30 protein-coding genes are annotated in these 16354 nt (G+C 38.4%); all 30 read right to left on the bottom strand.

Features of this window, described 5'->3' with window-relative positions; all coding sequences use genetic code 11:
- Positions 1-60: 60 nt before the first annotated feature.
- The 30 genes from rplQ to fusA all read right to left on the bottom strand — a co-directional run bounded on the left by rplQ (position 61) and on the right by fusA (position 16264).
- Positions 61-444, bottom strand: a complete 384-nt coding sequence (rplQ, locus tag AC6UD0_RS03460; protein ID WP_500693561.1) for a 50S ribosomal protein L17 — start codon at positions 442-444, stop codon at positions 61-63.
- Between the two features lie 18 nt (positions 445-462).
- Positions 463-1413: a DNA-directed RNA polymerase subunit alpha gene (locus AC6UD0_RS03455; RefSeq protein WP_500693560.1), complete on the bottom strand. Its 951-nt coding sequence runs from the start codon at positions 1411-1413 to the stop codon at positions 463-465.
- Between the two features lie 61 nt (positions 1414-1474).
- On the bottom strand, positions 1475-1864 hold the full coding sequence (gene rpsK / locus AC6UD0_RS03450; RefSeq protein WP_010022745.1) for a 30S ribosomal protein S11: 390 nt from the start codon (positions 1862-1864) through the stop codon (positions 1475-1477).
- Between the two features lie 24 nt (positions 1865-1888).
- Positions 1889-2251, bottom strand: coding sequence for a 30S ribosomal protein S13 (rpsM, locus tag AC6UD0_RS03445; protein ID WP_500693559.1), 363 nt, complete (start codon positions 2249-2251; stop codon positions 1889-1891).
- A gap of 30 nt (positions 2252-2281) precedes the next feature.
- Positions 2282-2401 (bottom strand): 50S ribosomal protein L36, encoded by a 120-nt coding sequence (rpmJ, locus tag AC6UD0_RS03440; protein ID WP_010022743.1) that lies wholly within the window; start codon positions 2399-2401, stop codon positions 2282-2284.
- 26 nt (positions 2402-2427) lie between these two features.
- Entirely contained in the window at positions 2428-2646 is a 219-nt protein-coding gene (gene infA, locus AC6UD0_RS03435; RefSeq protein ID WP_010022742.1) for a translation initiation factor IF-1, read from the bottom strand.
- A 105-nt stretch (positions 2647-2751) separates the two neighbouring features.
- A complete protein-coding gene (locus tag AC6UD0_RS03430; protein ID WP_500693558.1) occupies positions 2752-3411 on the bottom strand; it encodes an adenylate kinase in 660 nt (219 codons plus the stop codon).
- Positions 3412-3424: 13 nt separating this feature from the next.
- A complete protein-coding gene (secY, locus tag AC6UD0_RS03425) occupies positions 3425-4741 on the bottom strand; it encodes a preprotein translocase subunit SecY (protein ID WP_500699280.1) in 1317 nt (438 codons plus the stop codon).
- Positions 4741-5172, bottom strand: a complete 432-nt coding sequence (rplO, locus tag AC6UD0_RS03420; protein ID WP_500699278.1) for a 50S ribosomal protein L15 — start codon at positions 5170-5172, stop codon at positions 4741-4743. The genes secY and rplO overlap by 1 nt, the downstream gene beginning before the upstream one ends.
- A gap of 31 nt (positions 5173-5203) precedes the next feature.
- Positions 5204-5386 (bottom strand): 50S ribosomal protein L30, encoded by a 183-nt coding sequence (gene rpmD, locus AC6UD0_RS03415; protein ID WP_500693555.1) that lies wholly within the window; start codon positions 5384-5386, stop codon positions 5204-5206.
- 17 nt (positions 5387-5403) lie between these two features.
- A complete protein-coding gene (gene rpsE, locus AC6UD0_RS03410) occupies positions 5404-5907 on the bottom strand; it encodes a 30S ribosomal protein S5 (protein ID WP_500693554.1) in 504 nt (167 codons plus the stop codon).
- 21 nt (positions 5908-5928) lie between these two features.
- Positions 5929-6285: a 50S ribosomal protein L18 gene (gene rplR, locus AC6UD0_RS03405; protein WP_500693553.1), complete on the bottom strand. Its 357-nt coding sequence runs from the start codon at positions 6283-6285 to the stop codon at positions 5929-5931.
- A 32-nt stretch (positions 6286-6317) separates the two neighbouring features.
- Positions 6318-6857, bottom strand: coding sequence for a 50S ribosomal protein L6 (rplF, locus tag AC6UD0_RS03400; protein ID WP_500693552.1), 540 nt, complete (start codon positions 6855-6857; stop codon positions 6318-6320).
- 28 nt (positions 6858-6885) lie between these two features.
- On the bottom strand, positions 6886-7284 hold the full coding sequence (gene rpsH / locus AC6UD0_RS03395; protein WP_010022729.1) for a 30S ribosomal protein S8: 399 nt from the start codon (positions 7282-7284) through the stop codon (positions 6886-6888).
- Positions 7285-7316: 32 nt separating this feature from the next.
- Positions 7317-7502, bottom strand: a complete 186-nt coding sequence (locus AC6UD0_RS03390) for a type Z 30S ribosomal protein S14 (protein WP_010022727.1) — start codon at positions 7500-7502, stop codon at positions 7317-7319.
- A gap of 11 nt (positions 7503-7513) precedes the next feature.
- Positions 7514-8056, bottom strand: a complete 543-nt coding sequence (rplE, locus tag AC6UD0_RS03385) for a 50S ribosomal protein L5 (protein ID WP_500693551.1) — start codon at positions 8054-8056, stop codon at positions 7514-7516.
- Positions 8057-8086: 30 nt separating this feature from the next.
- A complete protein-coding gene (gene rplX, locus AC6UD0_RS03380; protein ID WP_500693550.1) occupies positions 8087-8395 on the bottom strand; it encodes a 50S ribosomal protein L24 in 309 nt (102 codons plus the stop codon).
- Positions 8396-8426: 31 nt separating this feature from the next.
- The gene (gene rplN, locus AC6UD0_RS03375; protein ID WP_039144780.1) at positions 8427-8795 is read right to left on the bottom strand and encodes a 50S ribosomal protein L14; all 369 of its coding nucleotides are present in this window, start codon (positions 8793-8795) and stop codon (positions 8427-8429) included.
- 50 nt (positions 8796-8845) lie between these two features.
- Complete coding sequence (gene rpsQ, locus AC6UD0_RS03370; RefSeq protein WP_039144781.1) at positions 8846-9112, bottom strand: 30S ribosomal protein S17; 267 nt, start codon at positions 9110-9112, stop codon at positions 8846-8848.
- A 29-nt stretch (positions 9113-9141) separates the two neighbouring features.
- On the bottom strand, positions 9142-9336 hold the full coding sequence (rpmC, locus tag AC6UD0_RS03365; RefSeq protein ID WP_010022719.1) for a 50S ribosomal protein L29: 195 nt from the start codon (positions 9334-9336) through the stop codon (positions 9142-9144).
- Positions 9326-9760: a 50S ribosomal protein L16 gene (gene rplP, locus AC6UD0_RS03360; RefSeq protein WP_500693549.1), complete on the bottom strand. Its 435-nt coding sequence runs from the start codon at positions 9758-9760 to the stop codon at positions 9326-9328. Before rplP ends, rpmC begins: the two co-directional genes overlap by 11 nt.
- Positions 9761-9762: 2 nt before the next feature.
- The gene (gene rpsC / locus AC6UD0_RS03355) at positions 9763-10428 is read right to left on the bottom strand and encodes a 30S ribosomal protein S3 (RefSeq protein ID WP_500693548.1); all 666 of its coding nucleotides are present in this window, start codon (positions 10426-10428) and stop codon (positions 9763-9765) included.
- Between the two features lie 11 nt (positions 10429-10439).
- On the bottom strand, positions 10440-10790 hold the full coding sequence (gene rplV / locus AC6UD0_RS03350) for a 50S ribosomal protein L22 (protein WP_500700798.1): 351 nt from the start codon (positions 10788-10790) through the stop codon (positions 10440-10442).
- Between the two features lie 16 nt (positions 10791-10806).
- Complete coding sequence (gene rpsS, locus AC6UD0_RS03345; protein WP_010022714.1) at positions 10807-11088, bottom strand: 30S ribosomal protein S19; 282 nt, start codon at positions 11086-11088, stop codon at positions 10807-10809.
- Positions 11089-11132: 44 nt separating this feature from the next.
- Positions 11133-11972 carry a 50S ribosomal protein L2 gene (gene rplB, locus AC6UD0_RS03340; RefSeq protein ID WP_500693547.1) on the bottom strand — a complete coding sequence of 280 codons (840 nt, stop codon included), beginning with the start codon at positions 11970-11972 and terminating at the stop codon, positions 11133-11135.
- A 23-nt stretch (positions 11973-11995) separates the two neighbouring features.
- Entirely contained in the window at positions 11996-12283 is a 288-nt protein-coding gene (gene rplW, locus AC6UD0_RS03335; RefSeq protein WP_500693546.1) for a 50S ribosomal protein L23, read from the bottom strand.
- Complete coding sequence (rplD, locus tag AC6UD0_RS03330) at positions 12283-12906, bottom strand: 50S ribosomal protein L4 (protein ID WP_500693545.1); 624 nt, start codon at positions 12904-12906, stop codon at positions 12283-12285. The genes rplW and rplD overlap by 1 nt, the downstream gene beginning before the upstream one ends.
- A 17-nt stretch (positions 12907-12923) precedes the next feature.
- Positions 12924-13559 (bottom strand): 50S ribosomal protein L3, encoded by a 636-nt coding sequence (gene rplC, locus AC6UD0_RS03325; protein ID WP_500693544.1) that lies wholly within the window; start codon positions 13557-13559, stop codon positions 12924-12926.
- Between the two features lie 27 nt (positions 13560-13586).
- Positions 13587-13895, bottom strand: a complete 309-nt coding sequence (gene rpsJ, locus AC6UD0_RS03320; protein ID WP_500693543.1) for a 30S ribosomal protein S10 — start codon at positions 13893-13895, stop codon at positions 13587-13589.
- Between the two features lie 263 nt (positions 13896-14158).
- On the bottom strand, positions 14159-16264 hold the full coding sequence (gene fusA, locus AC6UD0_RS03315) for an elongation factor G (RefSeq protein ID WP_500708145.1): 2106 nt from the start codon (positions 16262-16264) through the stop codon (positions 14159-14161).
- Positions 16265-16354 lie beyond the last annotated feature (90 nt).

Raw genomic sequence — 16354 nt, 5'->3', positions numbered from 1 at the left:
TACCTTTAACCTTAGTGATTCCTATAGTGAAATATTTATTATTCTTAACAAATATCGAAATTATTCGACAAATTGCAAGATTACCATTGGTGCACCGTCACCACGACGAGGCATTGTTTTAAGAATACGTGTGTAACCACCGTTTCGGTCCGTATACTTTGGTGCTACTTCGTCAAATAACTTTTGTAATGCACTAGTTACTTTGATACTATCTCCGTCTTCTTTTACATCAGCAATGGTGTTTTGCAAGTAAGCTGCAGCTTGACGACGAGCATTCAAGTCACCCTTCTTGCCCAAGGTAACCATCTTGTCGGCTAATGATCTAACATCCTTAGCGCGAGCTTCTGTTGTTTTGATTTGACCGTTAACAATTAAGTCAGTAGTCAAATTACGAAGCAAAGCACGACGTTGAGCACTCGTACGTTGTAATTTGCGATAACTCATAACCGGATATCCTCCTTTTTAGTCTTCTTTACGTAAAGATAGTCCTAATGCTGCTAATTTTTCTTTAACTTCATCGAGTGACTTACGGCCAAGATTTCTAACCTTCATCATGTCAGCTTCAGACTTATCAGTTAATTCTTGAACAGTATTAATTCCAGCACGTTTCAAACAATTGTAAGAACGAACTGAAAGATCCAATTCTTCAATTGACATTTCAAGCATTTTTTCTTTATGGCTTTCTTCCTTCTCAACCATAACATTGGCATTCTTTGCTCTGTCAGTTAAATCAATAAATAATTGGAAATGTTGATTTAAGATCTTAGCTGCCAAACTAATTGCATCAGAAGGTGTAATTGAACCATTAGTCCAAACGTCTAACGTCAATTTGTCGTAATCATCACGTTGACCAACACGTGCATCTTCTACTTGATAATTAACACGTTCGATTGGGGTATAAATAGAATCAACTGGTAGAACACCAATTGGCATACCATCGTTTTTGGCTTTGTTTTCTTCAGCAGAAACGTAGCCGCGACCTTTGTTGGCAGTCATGTTCATGTGGAATGTAGTTCCGTCAGCAACCGTTGCAATGTGCAAATCCGGATTTAAAATTTCAACATCACTATCAGTTACGATATCACCTGCGGTTACATCGGCTGGTCCAGTTACATTAATACTCATTGACTTTGTTTCATTGTCATCTGAGTTAATTTTCAAATTAATCTTTTTAACGTTTAAGATAATTTGAGTAACATCTTCAACTACACCCTTTACAGTTGAAAATTCGTGTAGAACACCATCAATTTGGATGCTAGTAACCGCAGCTCCTGGTAATGAAGCCAACAAGACACGTCTAAGTGAATTGCCTAAAGTGGTACCATATCCTCTTTCGAGTGGTTCTACAACTATTTCACCATAGTTGTCTGTTTCTTCAATTTTGTGAATGTTTGGCTTTTCAAATTCAATCATTGTAGTCTCTACCCCTTTCAAAACGCATTGAGTAATTTAAAACTTTAACGTTCATTAAATATTAAACTCTACGACGTTTTGGAGGACGAGAACCATTGTGTGGAACTGGAGTTACATCACGAATTGCAGCAACTTCCAAACCAGTACTTTGTAAAGCACGAATAGCTGACTCACGACCAGATCCAGGACCTTTAACAGCAACTTCTACTGATTTCATTCCATGTTCCATTGCAGTCTTAGCAGCTGCTTCAGCAGCCATTTGAGCAGCAAATGGGGTAGACTTACGACTTCCACGGAATCCCAATGCACCAGCTGATGACCAAGCAATAGCATTCCCTTGAACATCGGTAATCATAACCAAAGTGTTATTAAAGGTTGAGTGAATGTGTGCTACACCAGACTCAACGTTTTTTCTTGCTTTACGCTTACGAGTATTTTTAGTTTTAGCCATAGAAACTGATAGCCTCCTTCTTTATTATTTTTTACCAGCGATTGTGGTTTTCTTACCTTTTCTTGTACGTGCGTTATTTTTCGTGTGTTGACCTCTAACAGGTAAACCGCGACGATGACGCATCCCACGATATGAACCGATTTCTTGAAGAGTCTTGATACTCATAGTAACTTCTCTACGTAAGTCACCTTCGATTGTGTAACCATCAAGAGCTTCTCTGATCTTATCTTCTTGATCAGGTGTTAAATCACGTACACGAACGTCTTCTGATACCCCAGCTTTTTTCAAAACTTGCTGAGCAGTTGTGTTTCCAACACCATAAATGTATGTTAACGCAATAACAATTCGCTTATCACGTGGTAAATCAACTCCGGCAATACGAGCCATTAAAGTCCACCTCCTATAATTTTAATTTATTTATTTTCCTTGTCTTTGCTTGTGCTTAGGGTTTACAGGGCAAACCACCATCACACGGCCTTTTCTCTTAATAATCTTACAATGTTCACACATTTTTTTTACTGATGGACGTACTTTCATTTTTTATAACCTCCTATATGAAGGGTTTACTTAAATCGATAAGTAATTCGACCCTTTGTTAAATCATACGGTGACATTTCAACGGTTACACGATCTCCTGGTAGGATCCGAATGTAATGCATTCTGATCTTGCCAGAAACGTGTGCCAAAATTTCATGACCATTTTCAAGCTCGACCTTAAACATTGCATTAGGTAAAGTCTCTGAAACCTTACCCTCAACTTCAATTACATTATTTTTAGACACGAATAATCCTCCAAAATTACTAAACTCGTAAGTATCACTTACAAATAGACATACAAACTATAATATACCACATCACTGACATTCCAGCAATCAAACGACAATTTACTAATTTAAATTGCTTAGAATTTTCTCAATGTCGTTACTAACGTCTGCAATATCTCGATCACCCTTAACTGAATGCAAAATGCCGCGATCCTTGTAAAAGTCAATTAAAGGAGCATTACTCTTTTCATTGATTTTCAGACGATTCTTGACAGTTTCAGGTTTATCATCACTTCTTTGATAGAAGACGTGAGCACCGCAAACATCACAAGTACCATCAACTATAGGTTTTTTATATAATTTATGATAAGTTGCGCCACAGTTTTTGCAGATGAAACGACCCGACAAACGTTTGATTAAAACACTTGGATCGACTTCAATATTAATAACTGCATTCAACTCTTTGCTCATTTTCCTAGTCATTTCCTCAAGGCTTTTAGCCTGATCAATGTTTCTAGGAAAACCATCTAACAAATAACCTTTGTCAGTATCAGGTTGTTTAAGACGATCCTCAACAATCCCACAGGTAACATCATTAGGAACTAATTCACCCTTATCGATGTATTGTTGAGCCTTAATTCCCATGGGAGTTTTGTTTTTCATTGCTGCCCTAAATATGTCTCCAGTTGAAATATGTGGAATCCCATATTTTTCAACAATGAATTCAGCTTGAGTACCTTTTCCAGCTCCTGGAAGACCCATTAGTAATAAATTCATTGACATTTAAATTCCTCCACTACTTGTTATCATCCGGAGTACTTTGAATAAATCCAACGTACTCTTTTCTCATCATTAATCCTCTAATTTGTTGAATGGTTTCAATAGCAACTCCAACGATAATCAAGAGGTTAGTACCACCTAGTCCAATTGATTCGTTTAAGTTCCAAACATTTTGTGCAATCAATGGAATTAGAGAAACAACACCCAAGAACAAAGCACCAACGGTACTAAGTCTCATCAACAATCGAGAAATATATAACTGAGTTTCACGACCAGGCCATACTCCCGGAATGTAGCTACCTTGTTTTTGTAAGTTTTCCGACAATTTCTGTGGATTAACTTGAACAAACGCATAGAAGAAAGTAAATACAACAATTAAGAGGGTGTAAAACGCAGCTCCAAGTGGGGTCTGCATGTTAAACAACTTACTTAAAAATTCATACCATCCGGATCCTTGAAAGTTTTTGGTGAAAAACATCAAAATCGTTTGAGGAGTGGAAATAAATGCACTTGCGAAAATAACTGGAATAACTCCAGCGACGTTAACCTTCAAGGGAAGGTAACTGCTGTCTGGTGAACCTGATGTTCTTCTAGTATATTGAATTGGAATTCTACGTTCGGCTTGTTGTACCCAAGTAACAAAGGTAACAATAATCAAAATTACAATAATCAAGGCAATAATGAAAAGAGCTGGCTTCCAAATTTCATTCATTGGTGTACCTTCAACGTATTGACGATAAACACTCATAATTCCACTTGGCATTTCAGCAACAATTCCAGCAAAGATGATCATTGAAACTCCCTGACCAATTCCTTTGTCAGTAATCATGTCGCCCATCCACGTAGTGAGCATTGTACCAGCAGTCAAAATTAAACCAATACTAATGTACGTTCCCATTCCAGGGTTCTTAACTAAATGAAGACTACTCAAAGCATTAAATCCAGCAGTAATACCAATTGATTGGACAAATGCCAAAACAATCGTTAACCATCTTGTTACCTGATCCAGTTTTTGCCTTCCGACTTCACCTTGTTTTCCCCATTCAACGAATCGAGGAACGATATCCATCTGAAGTAACTGAACAACAATTTGTGCAGTAATGTATGGTGAAACTCCCATTGCAAATAATGAGTAATTAGTTAATCCACCACCACTAAACATATTCAATACATTAACTAAACCTGAGGATGCAACACTTTGCAAAGCTTCCGCATTGATTCCAGGCACAGTAATGTAAGCACCTAAACGGAAAACTGCCAATATAAAAAGGGTAAATAAAATCCTTTTTCTAATATCTTTTTCTTCAAAGGCATTCTTTAAGGTAGTGAACATTAAATCACCTCAGCTTTACCGCCGGCATCTTCAATTGCTTTTTCAGCACTCTTTGAGAATTTGTTAGCTTTAACAGTGAGCTTCTTAGTTAACTTGCCATCTGCAAGAACTTTAACGCCATCATTTGAGCCCTTAATCATTCCAGCTTGAATCAATACATCTGGAGTTACTTCTGAGCCATCATCAAAATTATCTAAATCAGCTAAGTTAACGATCGCTAAAACTTTTCTGTTGAAGTTGGTAAATCCACGTTTTGGAATTTGACGGTATAAAGGCATTTGGCCACCTTCAAAACCAACACGAGTTTTGCCACGAGCCTTTTGACCTTTTTGGCCACGACCTGAAGTCTTACCTTTACTACCAAGACCACGACCTAAACGAGTTCTTGATGAACGTGAACCGTCAGCAGCTTTTAATTCATTTAACTTCATTAAATTGCACCTCCCTATCTTTTAAAGAATATTAATCAACTTGTTCAACCTTAATTAAATGAGCAATCTTGAATAGAGCTCCACGAGTTGCTTCATTATCAGGTTTAATAACACTACTATTTACTCGTCCCAATCCAAGGGCCTTAACAATCTTACGTTGTTTAGGGAGACGGTGAGCAGCACTATGAACTAAAGTAATCTTTAATTGAGCCATCTTCTAACCCCTCCTTATTATTCGGTTAAGTGATCTGATGAGACACCACGTAATGATGAAATTTCTTCAGCATTCTTAAGTTCCTTAAGACCTTCAAAAGTTGCACGAATTACGTTTACAGGTGTATCAGAGCCTAAACGCTTACTAGTAACATCGTTTACACCAGCTAATTCCATAACTGAGCGAACGGCACCACCGGCAGCAACTCCGGAACCTTCTTCAGCAGGCTTCAACATAATCTTTCCACCGCCGAAACGACCGATAACTTCGTGAGGGATAGTAGTTCCAACGATTGGAACTTCAATTAAGTTCTTTTGGGCACTATCAACGGCTTTTCTGATCGCTTCAGGAACTTCTTGAGCTTTACCAGTACCAAAGCCAACGTGGCCATTCTTGTCACCAACAACAACTAATGCAGCAAAACGTAGTCGACGACCACCCTTAACAACCTTAGTAATTCGGTTGATAGCAACAACGTTATCTTCTAAGTCCAGTTTGTCTGGATTAATAAACTTTGCCATGTGCGTTATATTCCTCCTTTTTTAAAATTCAAGTCCATTTTCACGTGCTGCATCTGCAAGGGCTTGTACACGTCCGTGATATAAGTATCCACCACGATCAAAAACAACATTCTTAACATTCTTTTCAACTGCACGCTTAGCAACTAAAGCACCAACGCTTGCGGCTTGTTCTGATTTGTTGTCTCCGGAAACTTCCTTGTCAACAGTTGAGGCACTAGCTAGCGTTACACCCTTTACGTCATCAATAACTTGAGCGTAAATGTTTTTATTAGAACGGAAAACGTTCAAACGTGGGCACTCAGCAGTACCAGAAATTTTACTTCTAACACGATTATGACGAACTTTACGTGTTTTATTCTTGTCTGGTTTGGAAATCAAAATAGTCACCTCTTATTTTTTATATTGTTAAATTACTTACCAGTCTTACCTTCCTTGAGGGTAATATGTTCATTTTCATATCTAATTCCTTTACCCTTGTAAGGTTCTGGTGAACGGTATGAACGAACTTCGGCAGCAAAATCACCAACATGTTGCTTGTTGATCCCACTAATGTTAATAGTAGTGTTATCTGGAACAGCTACGGTAAGATCTTCTGGAACTTGAACTTCAACGGGGTTTGAGTAACCAACGTTTAGAGTCAAAGTACTACCTTTTAATTGAGCACGATATCCAACTCCAACTAGCTTAAGTGTCTTGTGGAATCCATTTGTAACACCTTCAACCATGTTATTGAAGTTAGCACGTGTTGTACCGTGTAGGGCACGTTCTTTGTTGTCATACTTACCAGTTGGAGTGAAGTTCACTTCGTTACCTTTAACTTGCATTTTAATTTCTGGTGAAATTGTAGCATTTAAAGTACCCTTTGGTCCTTTAACAGTTACGTTAGTACCTCTATGATTTACTTCAACACCGTCTGGAAGATCAACAGTTTTATAACCAATTCTACTCATATTAACACCTCCAATTCTTTTTTAATTTTTACCAAACGTATGCTAATACTTCGCCACCGACTTTTTTGTCTCTAGCTTCTTTATCAGTAATAACACCATCTGAAGTTGAAATGATAGCAATTCCTAAACCGTTTAAAACTTTAGGAACATCATCTGATTTAACATATGAACGTAATCCTGGCTTTGAAATTCGCTTCAAACCAGTGATTACACGTTGATTATCTTTTCCATACTTAAGGTATACACGGATAACACCTTGTTTATCGTCATCGATGTATTCCACATCGCGTACAAAGCCTTCACGCTTCAAAATTTCAGCAATGTTTCTTTTGATTTTTGATGCAGGAACGTCAACTGAATCGTGTCTAGCCATATTGGCATTACGAATTCGAGTTAAAAAGTCTGCAATTGGATCTGTCATGGACATAAACGTGAAACCTCCTTTTCAGTTTTATTATTTTACCAACTAGCTTTTTTCATGCCAGGAATTTGACCCTTATGGGCAAGTTGTCTTAAACAAATTCGGCATAAGTGAAACTTTTGGTAAACCGCACGAGGTCGACCACAACGTTCACAACGAGTGTAATTCTGTGTTGAGAACTTAGCTGGACGTTCACTTTTTTTAATTAATGATTTTTTAGCCAATATTAAACCTCCTATTTAGCGAATGGCATTCCGAATTGAGCTAATAATTCATGTGATTCTTCATCCGTATTAGCGGTTGTTACAAGTACGATATCTAAACCTCTAACACGGTTAACATCATCGTAATTAATTTCTGGGAAAATTAGTTGTTCTTTGATACCCAATGTGTAATTTCCACGACCATCAAATGATTTGTTGCTTACACCGTGGAAATCTCGAACACGTGGCAATGAAACATTAACTAACTTATCCAAGAAGTCATACATTCTTTCTCCTCTTAATGTAACTTTGGCACCAATTGGCATTCCTTCTCTAAGACGGAAACCGGCAATTGATTTTTTAGCCTTAGTTACGATAGGCTTTTGTCCAGAAATTAAACTTAATTCATGAACCGCCTCATCAAGGTTTTTAGAATTTGTTACAGCATCACCAACACCCATGTTTAAAACGATCTTGTCAAGTTTTGGGGCTTCCATAACTGATGAGTAATCAAATTTCTTAACGAGCGTTGGGAGAATATCTTCTTTGTATCTTTCTTCTAAGCGAGCTGCCATGCGATTAATTTCCTCCTTTCAATTCCAATCCTAATCGATTGGTTTTTGTGATTTTTTTGAAATACGAACTTTTTTACCATCTTTAACCACGAAGCTTACTTTTGTAGGTTCGTTAGTAGATGGATCAATTAACATTACATTTGAAGCATCAATTGGAGCATCAACGTCAGCAATTCCACCTTGGGGATTGTCTTGTGAAGCTTTTTGATGTTTCTTGATCTTGTTGATTCCTTCAACAACTACACGGTTCTTAGCAGCAATGGTTTTAACGACTTTGCCGTCTTTACCCTTGTCTTTACCACTAATAACACGAACTTTGTCACCAGTTTTCAAGAACATAATCCTGGCACCTCCTTGTTTTCCAATAGTATTAAAGTACTTCAGGCGCTAATGAAACGATCTTCATAAAATTATTACTACGTAATTCACGAGCTACCGGACCGAAAATACGGGTACCTTTAGGACTCTTATCATCGTTAATCAAAACAGCGGCATTTTCGTCGAAACGAATATATGAACCGTCAGTTCTATGTGCAGCAGACTTAGTTCTGACTACAACGGCCTTAACGACGTCTCCTTTTTTGACAACGCCACCTGGTGTTGCTTGTTTAACAGTAGCAACAATCACATCACCGATACCTGCATATCTAACTCTTGAACCACCTAGGACTTTGATAGTCAAAAGTTCACGTGCTCCAGAGTTGTCAGCAACCTTTAAACGACTCTCTTGTTGGATCATGGTTAGTGTCCTCCCTTCAACTTAAAATCAGAATACGATAGATAAAAAAGCTAGATAATAACTGCCTTTTCAACAACGTCTACTAGACGGAAGCGCTTAGTCTTAGACAATGGACGAGTTTCCATGATGTCAACAATATCGTTAACTTTTGCTTCGTTATTTTCATCTTGAACTTTATATTTCTTAGAATATTTAATACGTTTCCCGTAAGTTGGATGAGTCTTGTAAGTTTCAACGACAACAGTAATGGTTTTGTCCATCTTATCTGAAACCACACGACCTCTGTAACTTTTACGTTCGTTACGTTCTTCGCTCATAAAGTATTAACCTTCCTTTCTATCGTATTCTATTTCTTCAGTTCTTGTTGTCTAAGTGCTGTCTTGATTCTAGCGATTGTCTTTCTGACAGTCTTCAATCTAGCAGTATTTTCCAATTGACCAGTGGCTAATTGAAAACGAAGATTAAACAATTCTTTCTTGTAATCTTGTTCCTTAGCCCGCATTTCATCAGTGGTTAATTCATTAATTTCTTTAGCCTTCATTTGATTCGCCACCTACTTCCTCACGTTTAATAACTCGGGTTCTAACAGGCAACTTCATTGAAGCTAAACGTAAAGCTTCTTCAGCAGTTTCTTTGGAAACACCACCAACTTCGAAAAGAACCTTTCCGCGCTTGACAGTTGAAACCCAACCAGCTGGGGTACCTTTACCTTTACCCATTCGAACACCGATACCTTTTTCAGTATATGATTTTTGAGGGAAAATTTTGATCCAAACTTTTCCACCACGTTTCATATAACGAGTCATGGCAACACGGCAAGCTTCGATTTGTCGGTTACTGATCCAATGTGAATCAAGTGCTTGCAAACCATAATCACCAAAAGTAACAGTGTTTCCACCCTTTGAGTGACCACGCAACTTACCTCTGTGCTGTCTTCTGAACTTAACACGTTTAGGTACTAGCATGCTTATTTCCCTCCTTTTTCAGTTTTTTCCTCCGGTTTATCGGGCAAAACTTCACCACGGTTGATCCAAGTCTTAACACCGATTTTACCGTAAGTAGTATCTGCTTCATTCCATGAATAGTCAATATCAGCTCTAAGTGTATGAAGTGGAACACTTCCGTCTGAATATCTTTCAATTCGTGTCATATCAGCACCATTTAAACGACCTGAAGATTGAACTTTAACACCCTTAGCTCCAGAACGCATAACTCTTTGCATTGCCTGACGCATTGCACGACGGAATGCTACCCGACCTTCAAGCTGACTTGCAACGTTTTCACCAACAAGATCAGCTTCTAAATCAGGTTTTTTAACTTCAACAATATTGACATGAACCCGACGTCCCGTCAATTTGTTTAATTCTTTACGAAGACTTTCAACTTCTGCTCCACCTTTACCGATAACCATTCCTGGCTTGGCAGTATGGATAGAAACATTAACACGTTTTGCAGCACGCTCAATGTCAACACTTGATACAGAAGCATCAGCGAGTCTCTTTGCTAGATAGTTACGAATTTTTAAATCTTCGTTTAAGTATGAAGCGAATTTATCGTCGTTAGCATACCATTTAGCTTGCCAACCACGGTTAACGCCAATTCGTAAACCATTTGGATTAATTTTTTGACCCACGTTTATCCCTCCTACTTTTCTGACACTACAATTGTAATGTGACTAGTTCTTTTGTTGATTGGTGAAGCAGAACCTTTAGCACGGGGACGGAAACGTTTTAAAGTTGGTCCTTCGTTAACATATGCTTCACTAACAACTAGATCTTGACGATCTAAATCAAAATTATTTTCTGCATTTGCTACAGCTGACATCAAAACCTTTTCTACAATTGGTGAAGCACCTCTAGGGGTGAATTTCAAAATTGCAGTAGCTTCTGATACGCTTTTACCTCTAATAAGATCTACAACAAGGCGAACCTTACGAGCGGCGATACGAACAGTCTTTGCAGTAGCTTTTGCTGATGTAACTTGTTGTTCAGCCATTGGTTATCCTCCTTGCTTAAACTGTTTTTTTATCTGCGTCGCCATTTCCATGTCCATGGAAAGTACGCGTAGGTACGAATTCTCCGAGCTTGTGGCCCACCATGTCTTCTTGAATGTAAACTGGGACATGTTTTCTACCATTGTAAACAGCAATGGTGTATCCAATAAAACTTGGGAAAATGGTTGAACGACGTGACCATGTTTTAATTACCGATTTTTTATCTTGATCTTTTTGTGCATCGATCTTTTTTAATAATGATTGATCGGCAAAAGGTCCCTTTTTTAAACTTCGACTCATTATGAAACCTCCTCTGCGATTACTCAATAAATAAATAATTCAGACTACATCTTTGAACCTTTACGGTGTCTAACAATAAACTTGTTTGAACGTGCTTTCTTTGATCTAGTCTTCTTACCAGTTGTCTTCTTATGCCATGGAGACAATGGACTTGGGTAACCAACTGGAGCTTTACCTTCACCACCACCATGTGGGTGATCGTTAGGGTTCATAACAGATCCACGTACGTGAGGTCTTTGACCACGGTAACGAGTTCTACCAGCTTTACCCCATACAACTAATCCATGTTCATCATTACCAACGCTACCAATAGTAGCTCGGCAAACTGAAAGTACCATTCTAACTTCACCAGATGGTAATTTAACTAATGCATACTTGCCTTCGTTACCAAGTAACTGTGCTGAAGCTCCAGCAGAACGAACAAGTTGTCCACCCTTGCCAGGTTTCAATTCAATGTTGAAGATGGTTGAACCAACAGGAATATCAGCTAATTGAAGGGTGTTACCAGCCTTAATATCAGCATCCTTACCAGATTCAACAACGTCTCCGACTTTTAATCCTTTAGGTGCAATGATGTATGATTTAATTCCGTCTTCATAAACGATTAAAGCAATATTTGCAGTTCTATTTGGATCATATTCGATGGTTTTAACGGTTGCAGGAACACCATCATGATCACGTTTGAAATCAATAAGACGGTATCGATGCTTGTTTCCACCACCACGATGTCTAACAGTCATCTTACCTTGGCTATTACGACCACCGCTATGAGCATTTGACTCAACTAAACTTTTTTCTGGCACGTTAGTAGTAATTTCACTATAGTCAATACTAGTCATATTACGACGGCCATTAGTAGTTGGTTTGTACTTTTTTAGAGCCACGTTATTTCCCTCCTATTCAAAGATTATTCTTCTGAGAAAATCTTGATTTCATCAGAATCGTTGGACAAAGTAACAATAGCCTTACGACGTTTCTTAGTACGTCCAACATATTGACCTTGTCTCTTTTTCTTACCTTTTACATTCATAATATTAACTTTAACAACTTTAACGTTAAAAATCTCTTCAACAGCATTCTTAACTTGAGTCTTAGTTGCTCGTACATCAACATCAAAAGTATATTTTTTGTCGTCCATTACATCGGTTGAAGCTTCAGTAACTACCGGACGTAAAATGATATCTCGTGCTTCCATTATGCGAGCACCTCCTCTACTTGAGAAAGAGCAGCCTTTGTAATAACAACCTTGTTGTTGTTTAATACATCAAGTGTGTTAACACCTTTAGCATTAATAACTTGCACATTTTCGATATTTCTTGCAGAACGTGCAGCATTTTCATTGTTATCTTCCAAAACTACTAATGTTTTAGTTGATGCGTCAAGTTTCTTCAAAAGATCTGATAAATCTTTAGTTTTTGGAGCCTTGTAGTCTAATGAATCTACTACTACTAAATCACCATTAGCAACTTTTTCAGAAAGAACTGACTTAACAGCTAATCTAGTAACCTTCTTTGGAAGGTGATATGCATATGAACGAGTAGTTGGGCCGAAGACAACTCCACCGCCAACCCATTGTGGGGCACGGATAGAACCTTGACGAGCACGACCAGTACCCTTTTGACGCCATGGTTTCTTACCACCACCACGTACTTTACCTCTAGATTTAACACCATTAGTACCTTGGCGTTGTGATGCTCTTTGCATTACGACAGTGTCATAAACAACGTTTTCATTTGGTTCAACGGCAAAAACAGCATCGTTTAAATCAACTGTTCCTTGTTTACTACCATCTTGTTTGTATAATGTTACGCTTGCCATCTACGGTTCCTCCTTTCTTATTTTCTTGATTCAATAACAGATGTTTTAACTGTTACTAATGATTTGTTTGCACCAGGAACGTTACCCTTGATTAATAGTACGTTGTTATCAACGTCAGCATTAACGATTTCAAGGTCTTGAATGGTAACGCGATTGTTACCCATTCGTCCTGGTAATTTCATTCCTTTAACAACTCGGTTAATAATGACACCTAATGAACCGGGACGACGGTGATATCTTGATCCGTGGGTTTCAGGTCCACGACGTTGTCCATTTTTGTGGATGTTACCTTGGTAACCATGACCTTTAGTAGTACCCGTTACGTCAACGACGTCACCTGGTTGAAATACGTCAGCTTTAACTTCGTCTCCAACTTTGTAATCTCCCAAGTCAACATCTCTGATTTCACGAATGAAGCGCTTAGGAGTAGTTTTTGCTTTTTTAACATGACCTTGTTCAGGTTTGTTGCTTAATACTGGACGCTTGTCATCGAATCCAAGTTGAATTGCATCGTAACCATCTGATTTGCTGTTCTTAACCTGTAAGACAACATTAGGAGTTACATCAACAACAGTAACTGGAACGAGTTCTCCGTTATCAGTAAAAACTTGAGTCATTCCGACTTTTTTACCTAAGATTCCTTTTTTAGCCATGAGTACACCTCCGATATTCTGTAATTATTATAGTTTGATCTCGATGTCAACACCACTTGGCAAGTCTAACTTCATTAATGAATCAACAGTTTTAGGTGTTGGATTCAAAATATCAATCAAACGCTTGTGAGTTAACATTTCAAATTGTTCTTGAGCTTTACTGTACTTAAATGGTGATGCCAATACGGTATATAGAGTTCTGTCCGTTGGTAATGGAATTGGACCAGAAATAGTAGCACCAGTACGTTGTGCGGTTGCCACAATCTTGTCAGCAGCTTGATCTAAAATACGGTGTTCATAAGCTTTCAAACGAATACGAATCTTCTCTTTTGCCATGTTTTTCCCTCCTTCGTCTATTTTCAAAATAAGACTAGCTCCGTGGAAATTACCGGCACATCCTCGCATGGCAAAGCGGCCGGGTGTGTCGCAACCTCCCACATCAAAGCTAAATGTTGTACTAATTTTGGACAGTCTATCCCCCCAAAACCGAGTACTTAACTATCATACCCGATATTCTCTTATTTTTCAAGGCTTCTCATCACATTAAGTATAAAAAAAGTTCCAGAAACTTTTTCAATTTCTAGAACTTTTACAAAAAATTACTTTTCTTCTTTACTATTTCCACCATTTTTCTTAATGATGTCTTCTTGGATGCTCTTAGGAACAGCACTGTAATGATCAAAACTCATAACAAATGTTCCACGTCCCTGAGAAGCAGAACGTAAATCGGTAGCATAACCAAACATTTCTGATAGTGGAACCATTGCATGAATGTTTTGTGCCTTGTCTTGAGCTTCCATACCTTCAACGTTTCCACGTCGTGCGGTAACTTGTCCCATGACGTCACCCATGTATTCTTCTGGAACACGAATATCAACTTTCATGATTGGTTCAAGAATAACTGGATCAGCCTTCTTAGCAGCTTCCCTCAAAGCAATGGAAGCAGCGATCTTAAAGGCAGCTTCACTTGAATCGACTTCATGATAACTACCATCATATAATTTAGCTTTCAAATCAATCAATGGATATCCGGCTAATACACCATTTTCCATGGCTTCTTTTAGACCTTGTTCAACTGAAGGAATGAATTCTCTTGGAACAACTCCACCAACGATGGCGTCTTCAAATTCGAATCCTTTTCCTTCGTCATTTGGTGTAAATTCAATCCAAACATCACCATATTGACCTTTACCACCAGACTGACGAATAAACTTACCTTCGGCCTTAACTGGTTTAGTAAATGCTTCACGGTAGGCAACTTGGGGAGCACCAATGTTAGCTTCAACATTAAATTCACGTCTCATCCGTTCAATCAAAATGTTTAACTGAAGTTCACCCATTCCGGCAATCAAAGTTTGGCCAGTTTCTGGATTAGTTTCAGCTCTAAAAGTTGGATCTTCTTCAGATAACTTTTGCAAAGCATCATTCATCTTATCCTGATCAGCCTTAGTCTTAGGTTCAACGGCAACTTGGATAACTGGTTCTGGGAATTCCATTGATTCAAGACGTAATGGATGGTCTGGATCGGTTAAAGAATCACCAGTAGTGGTATTCTTCAAACCAATTGCAGCTGCAATATCACCTGAGAATACTTCTGGGATTTCTTGACGATTATTGGAGTGCATTTGTAGTAAACGACCAACACGTTCACGTTTGCCATTCGTAGCATTCAAAACGTATGAACCAGCCTTTAAGGTACCACGATAGACACGGATATAAGTTAAACGACCAACGTATGGATCGGTAGCAATCTTAAATGCTAATGAAGCAAATGGTTCCTTATCGTTAGCACGGATGTCAACTTGTTTGTCGTCATCATCTGGGTCAGTAGCAGTGTAAGGACGAACATCAAGTGGTGATGGTAAGTAGTCAACCACTCCATCCATCAACATCTGAACACCCTTGTTCTTGAAAGCTGAACCAGCAAAGACTGGGTAGAAATCAAGATTTAAAGTGGCACGACGAATTCCAGCTTTAAGATCTTCTTGTGAAATTTCTTTACCATCAAGGAATTTCTCCATTACGGGGTCATCAACGTCTGCAACGGCTTCAATCAAAGCATCATGACGCTTTTGAGCTTCCTCTTGCATGTCAGCTGGAATCTCATCAACATCCCATTCTGAACCTTCTTTATCTTCATCATAAACATAGGCTTGCATGGTAATTAAATCAATTACACCAGCAAAGTCAGCTTCAGCACCAATTGGCATCTGAACGGCCTGGGCGTTAGCACCTAAACGGTCATGCAAACTTTTAACTGACATATCAAAGTCAGCACCAACTTTATCCATCTTATTAATGAAGACAATTCGTGGAACAGCAAAGTCTGATGACTGGCGCCATACGGTTTCAGTCTGTGGTTCAACACCGGCTTGACCATCCAAAACAACAATACCACCATCTAGCACACGTAATGAACGTTCAACTTCGGCAGTAAAATCAACGTGTCCTGGGGTATCAATGATGTTAACACGGTAACCCTTCCATTCAGCAGTGGTAGCAGCTGAAGTAATAGTAATTCCACGTTCTTTTTCTTCTTCCATCCAGTCCATTTGTGAATCCCCTTCATGGGTTTCACCAATTTTGTGGATACGACCGGTATAGTACAAGATACGTTCAGTAGTAGTAGTTTTACCGGCATCAATATGGGCAACAATACCAATATTACGAGTTTTGTCTAACGGAAATTCTCGCTTGTTAGCCATTATTTAACTCCTCTCAATCATTCACAATTTCATTATTTTAAAAAAGTGGCTAAATCGCTTTAGCCACCCACTTACAGTTAAAAACTAAAA

Source organism: Fructilactobacillus sp. X7R9C1 (assembly GCF_059901005.1).
Note: the sequence above shows the minus strand (reverse complement) of the source record. Positions and strands in the feature narration are given on the sequence as shown.

What these genes read in the sequence shown, in the direction of transcription:
- rplQ (WP_500693561.1), bottom strand. Translation starts at nt 444, where the DNA reads ATGAGTTATCGCAAATTACAACGTACGAGTGCTCAACGTCGTGCTTTG.
- AC6UD0_RS03455 (WP_500693560.1), bottom strand. Translation starts at nt 1,413, where the DNA reads ATGATTGAATTTGAAAAGCCAAACATTCACAAAATTGAAGAAACAGAC.
- rpsK (WP_010022745.1), bottom strand. Translation starts at nt 1,864, where the DNA reads ATGGCTAAAACTAAAAATACTCGTAAGCGTAAAGCAAGAAAAAACGTT.
- rpsM (WP_500693559.1), bottom strand. Translation starts at nt 2,251, where the DNA reads ATGGCTCGTATTGCCGGAGTTGATTTACCACGTGATAAGCGAATTGTT.
- rpmJ (WP_010022743.1), bottom strand. Translation starts at nt 2,401, where the DNA reads ATGAAAGTACGTCCATCAGTAAAAAAAATGTGTGAACATTGTAAGATT.
- AC6UD0_RS03430 (WP_500693558.1), bottom strand. Translation starts at nt 3,411, where the DNA reads ATGTCAATGAATTTATTACTAATGGGTCTTCCAGGAGCTGGAAAAGGT.
- secY (WP_500699280.1), bottom strand. Translation starts at nt 4,741, where the DNA reads ATGTTCACTACCTTAAAGAATGCCTTTGAAGAAAAAGATATTAGAAAA.
- rplO (WP_500699278.1), bottom strand. Translation starts at nt 5,172, where the DNA reads ATGAAGTTAAATGAATTAAAAGCTGCTGACGGTTCACGTTCATCAAGA.
- rpmD (WP_500693555.1), bottom strand. Translation starts at nt 5,386, where the DNA reads ATGGCTCAATTAAAGATTACTTTAGTTCATAGTGCTGCTCACCGTCTC.
- rpsE (WP_500693554.1), bottom strand. Translation starts at nt 5,907, where the DNA reads ATGGCAAAGTTTATTAATCCAGACAAACTGGACTTAGAAGATAACGTT.
- rplF (WP_500693552.1), bottom strand. Translation starts at nt 6,857, where the DNA reads ATGAGTAGAATTGGTTATAAAACTGTTGATCTTCCAGACGGTGTTGAA.
- rpsH (WP_010022729.1), bottom strand. Translation starts at nt 7,284, where the DNA reads ATGTCCATGACAGATCCAATTGCAGACTTTTTAACTCGAATTCGTAAT.
- rplE (WP_500693551.1), bottom strand. Translation starts at nt 8,056, where the DNA reads ATGGCAGCTCGCTTAGAAGAAAGATACAAAGAAGATATTCTCCCAACG.
- rplX (WP_500693550.1), bottom strand. Translation starts at nt 8,395, where the DNA reads ATGTTCTTGAAAACTGGTGACAAAGTTCGTGTTATTAGTGGTAAAGAC.
- rplN (WP_039144780.1), bottom strand. Translation starts at nt 8,795, where the DNA reads ATGATCCAACAAGAGAGTCGTTTAAAGGTTGCTGACAACTCTGGAGCA.
- rpsQ (WP_039144781.1), bottom strand. Translation starts at nt 9,112, where the DNA reads ATGAGCGAAGAACGTAACGAACGTAAAAGTTACAGAGGTCGTGTGGTT.
- rpmC (WP_010022719.1), bottom strand. Translation starts at nt 9,336, where the DNA reads ATGAAGGCTAAAGAAATTAATGAATTAACCACTGATGAAATGCGGGCT.
- rplP (WP_500693549.1), bottom strand. Translation starts at nt 9,760, where the DNA reads ATGCTAGTACCTAAACGTGTTAAGTTCAGAAGACAGCACAGAGGTAAG.
- rplV (WP_500700798.1), bottom strand. Translation starts at nt 10,790, where the DNA reads ATGGCTGAACAACAAGTTACATCAGCAAAAGCTACTGCAAAGACTGTT.
- rpsS (WP_010022714.1), bottom strand. Translation starts at nt 11,088, where the DNA reads ATGAGTCGAAGTTTAAAAAAGGGACCTTTTGCCGATCAATCATTATTA.
- rplW (WP_500693546.1), bottom strand. Translation starts at nt 12,283, where the DNA reads ATGGAAGCACGAGATATCATTTTACGTCCGGTAGTTACTGAAGCTTCA.
- rplD (WP_500693545.1), bottom strand. Translation starts at nt 12,906, where the DNA reads ATGGCAAGCGTAACATTATACAAACAAGATGGTAGTAAACAAGGAACA.
- rplC (WP_500693544.1), bottom strand. Translation starts at nt 13,559, where the DNA reads ATGGCTAAAAAAGGAATCTTAGGTAAAAAAGTCGGAATGACTCAAGTT.
- rpsJ (WP_500693543.1), bottom strand. Translation starts at nt 13,895, where the DNA reads ATGGCAAAAGAGAAGATTCGTATTCGTTTGAAAGCTTATGAACACCGT.
- fusA (WP_500708145.1), bottom strand. Translation starts at nt 16,264, where the DNA reads ATGGCTAACAAGCGAGAATTTCCGTTAGACAAAACTCGTAATATTGGT.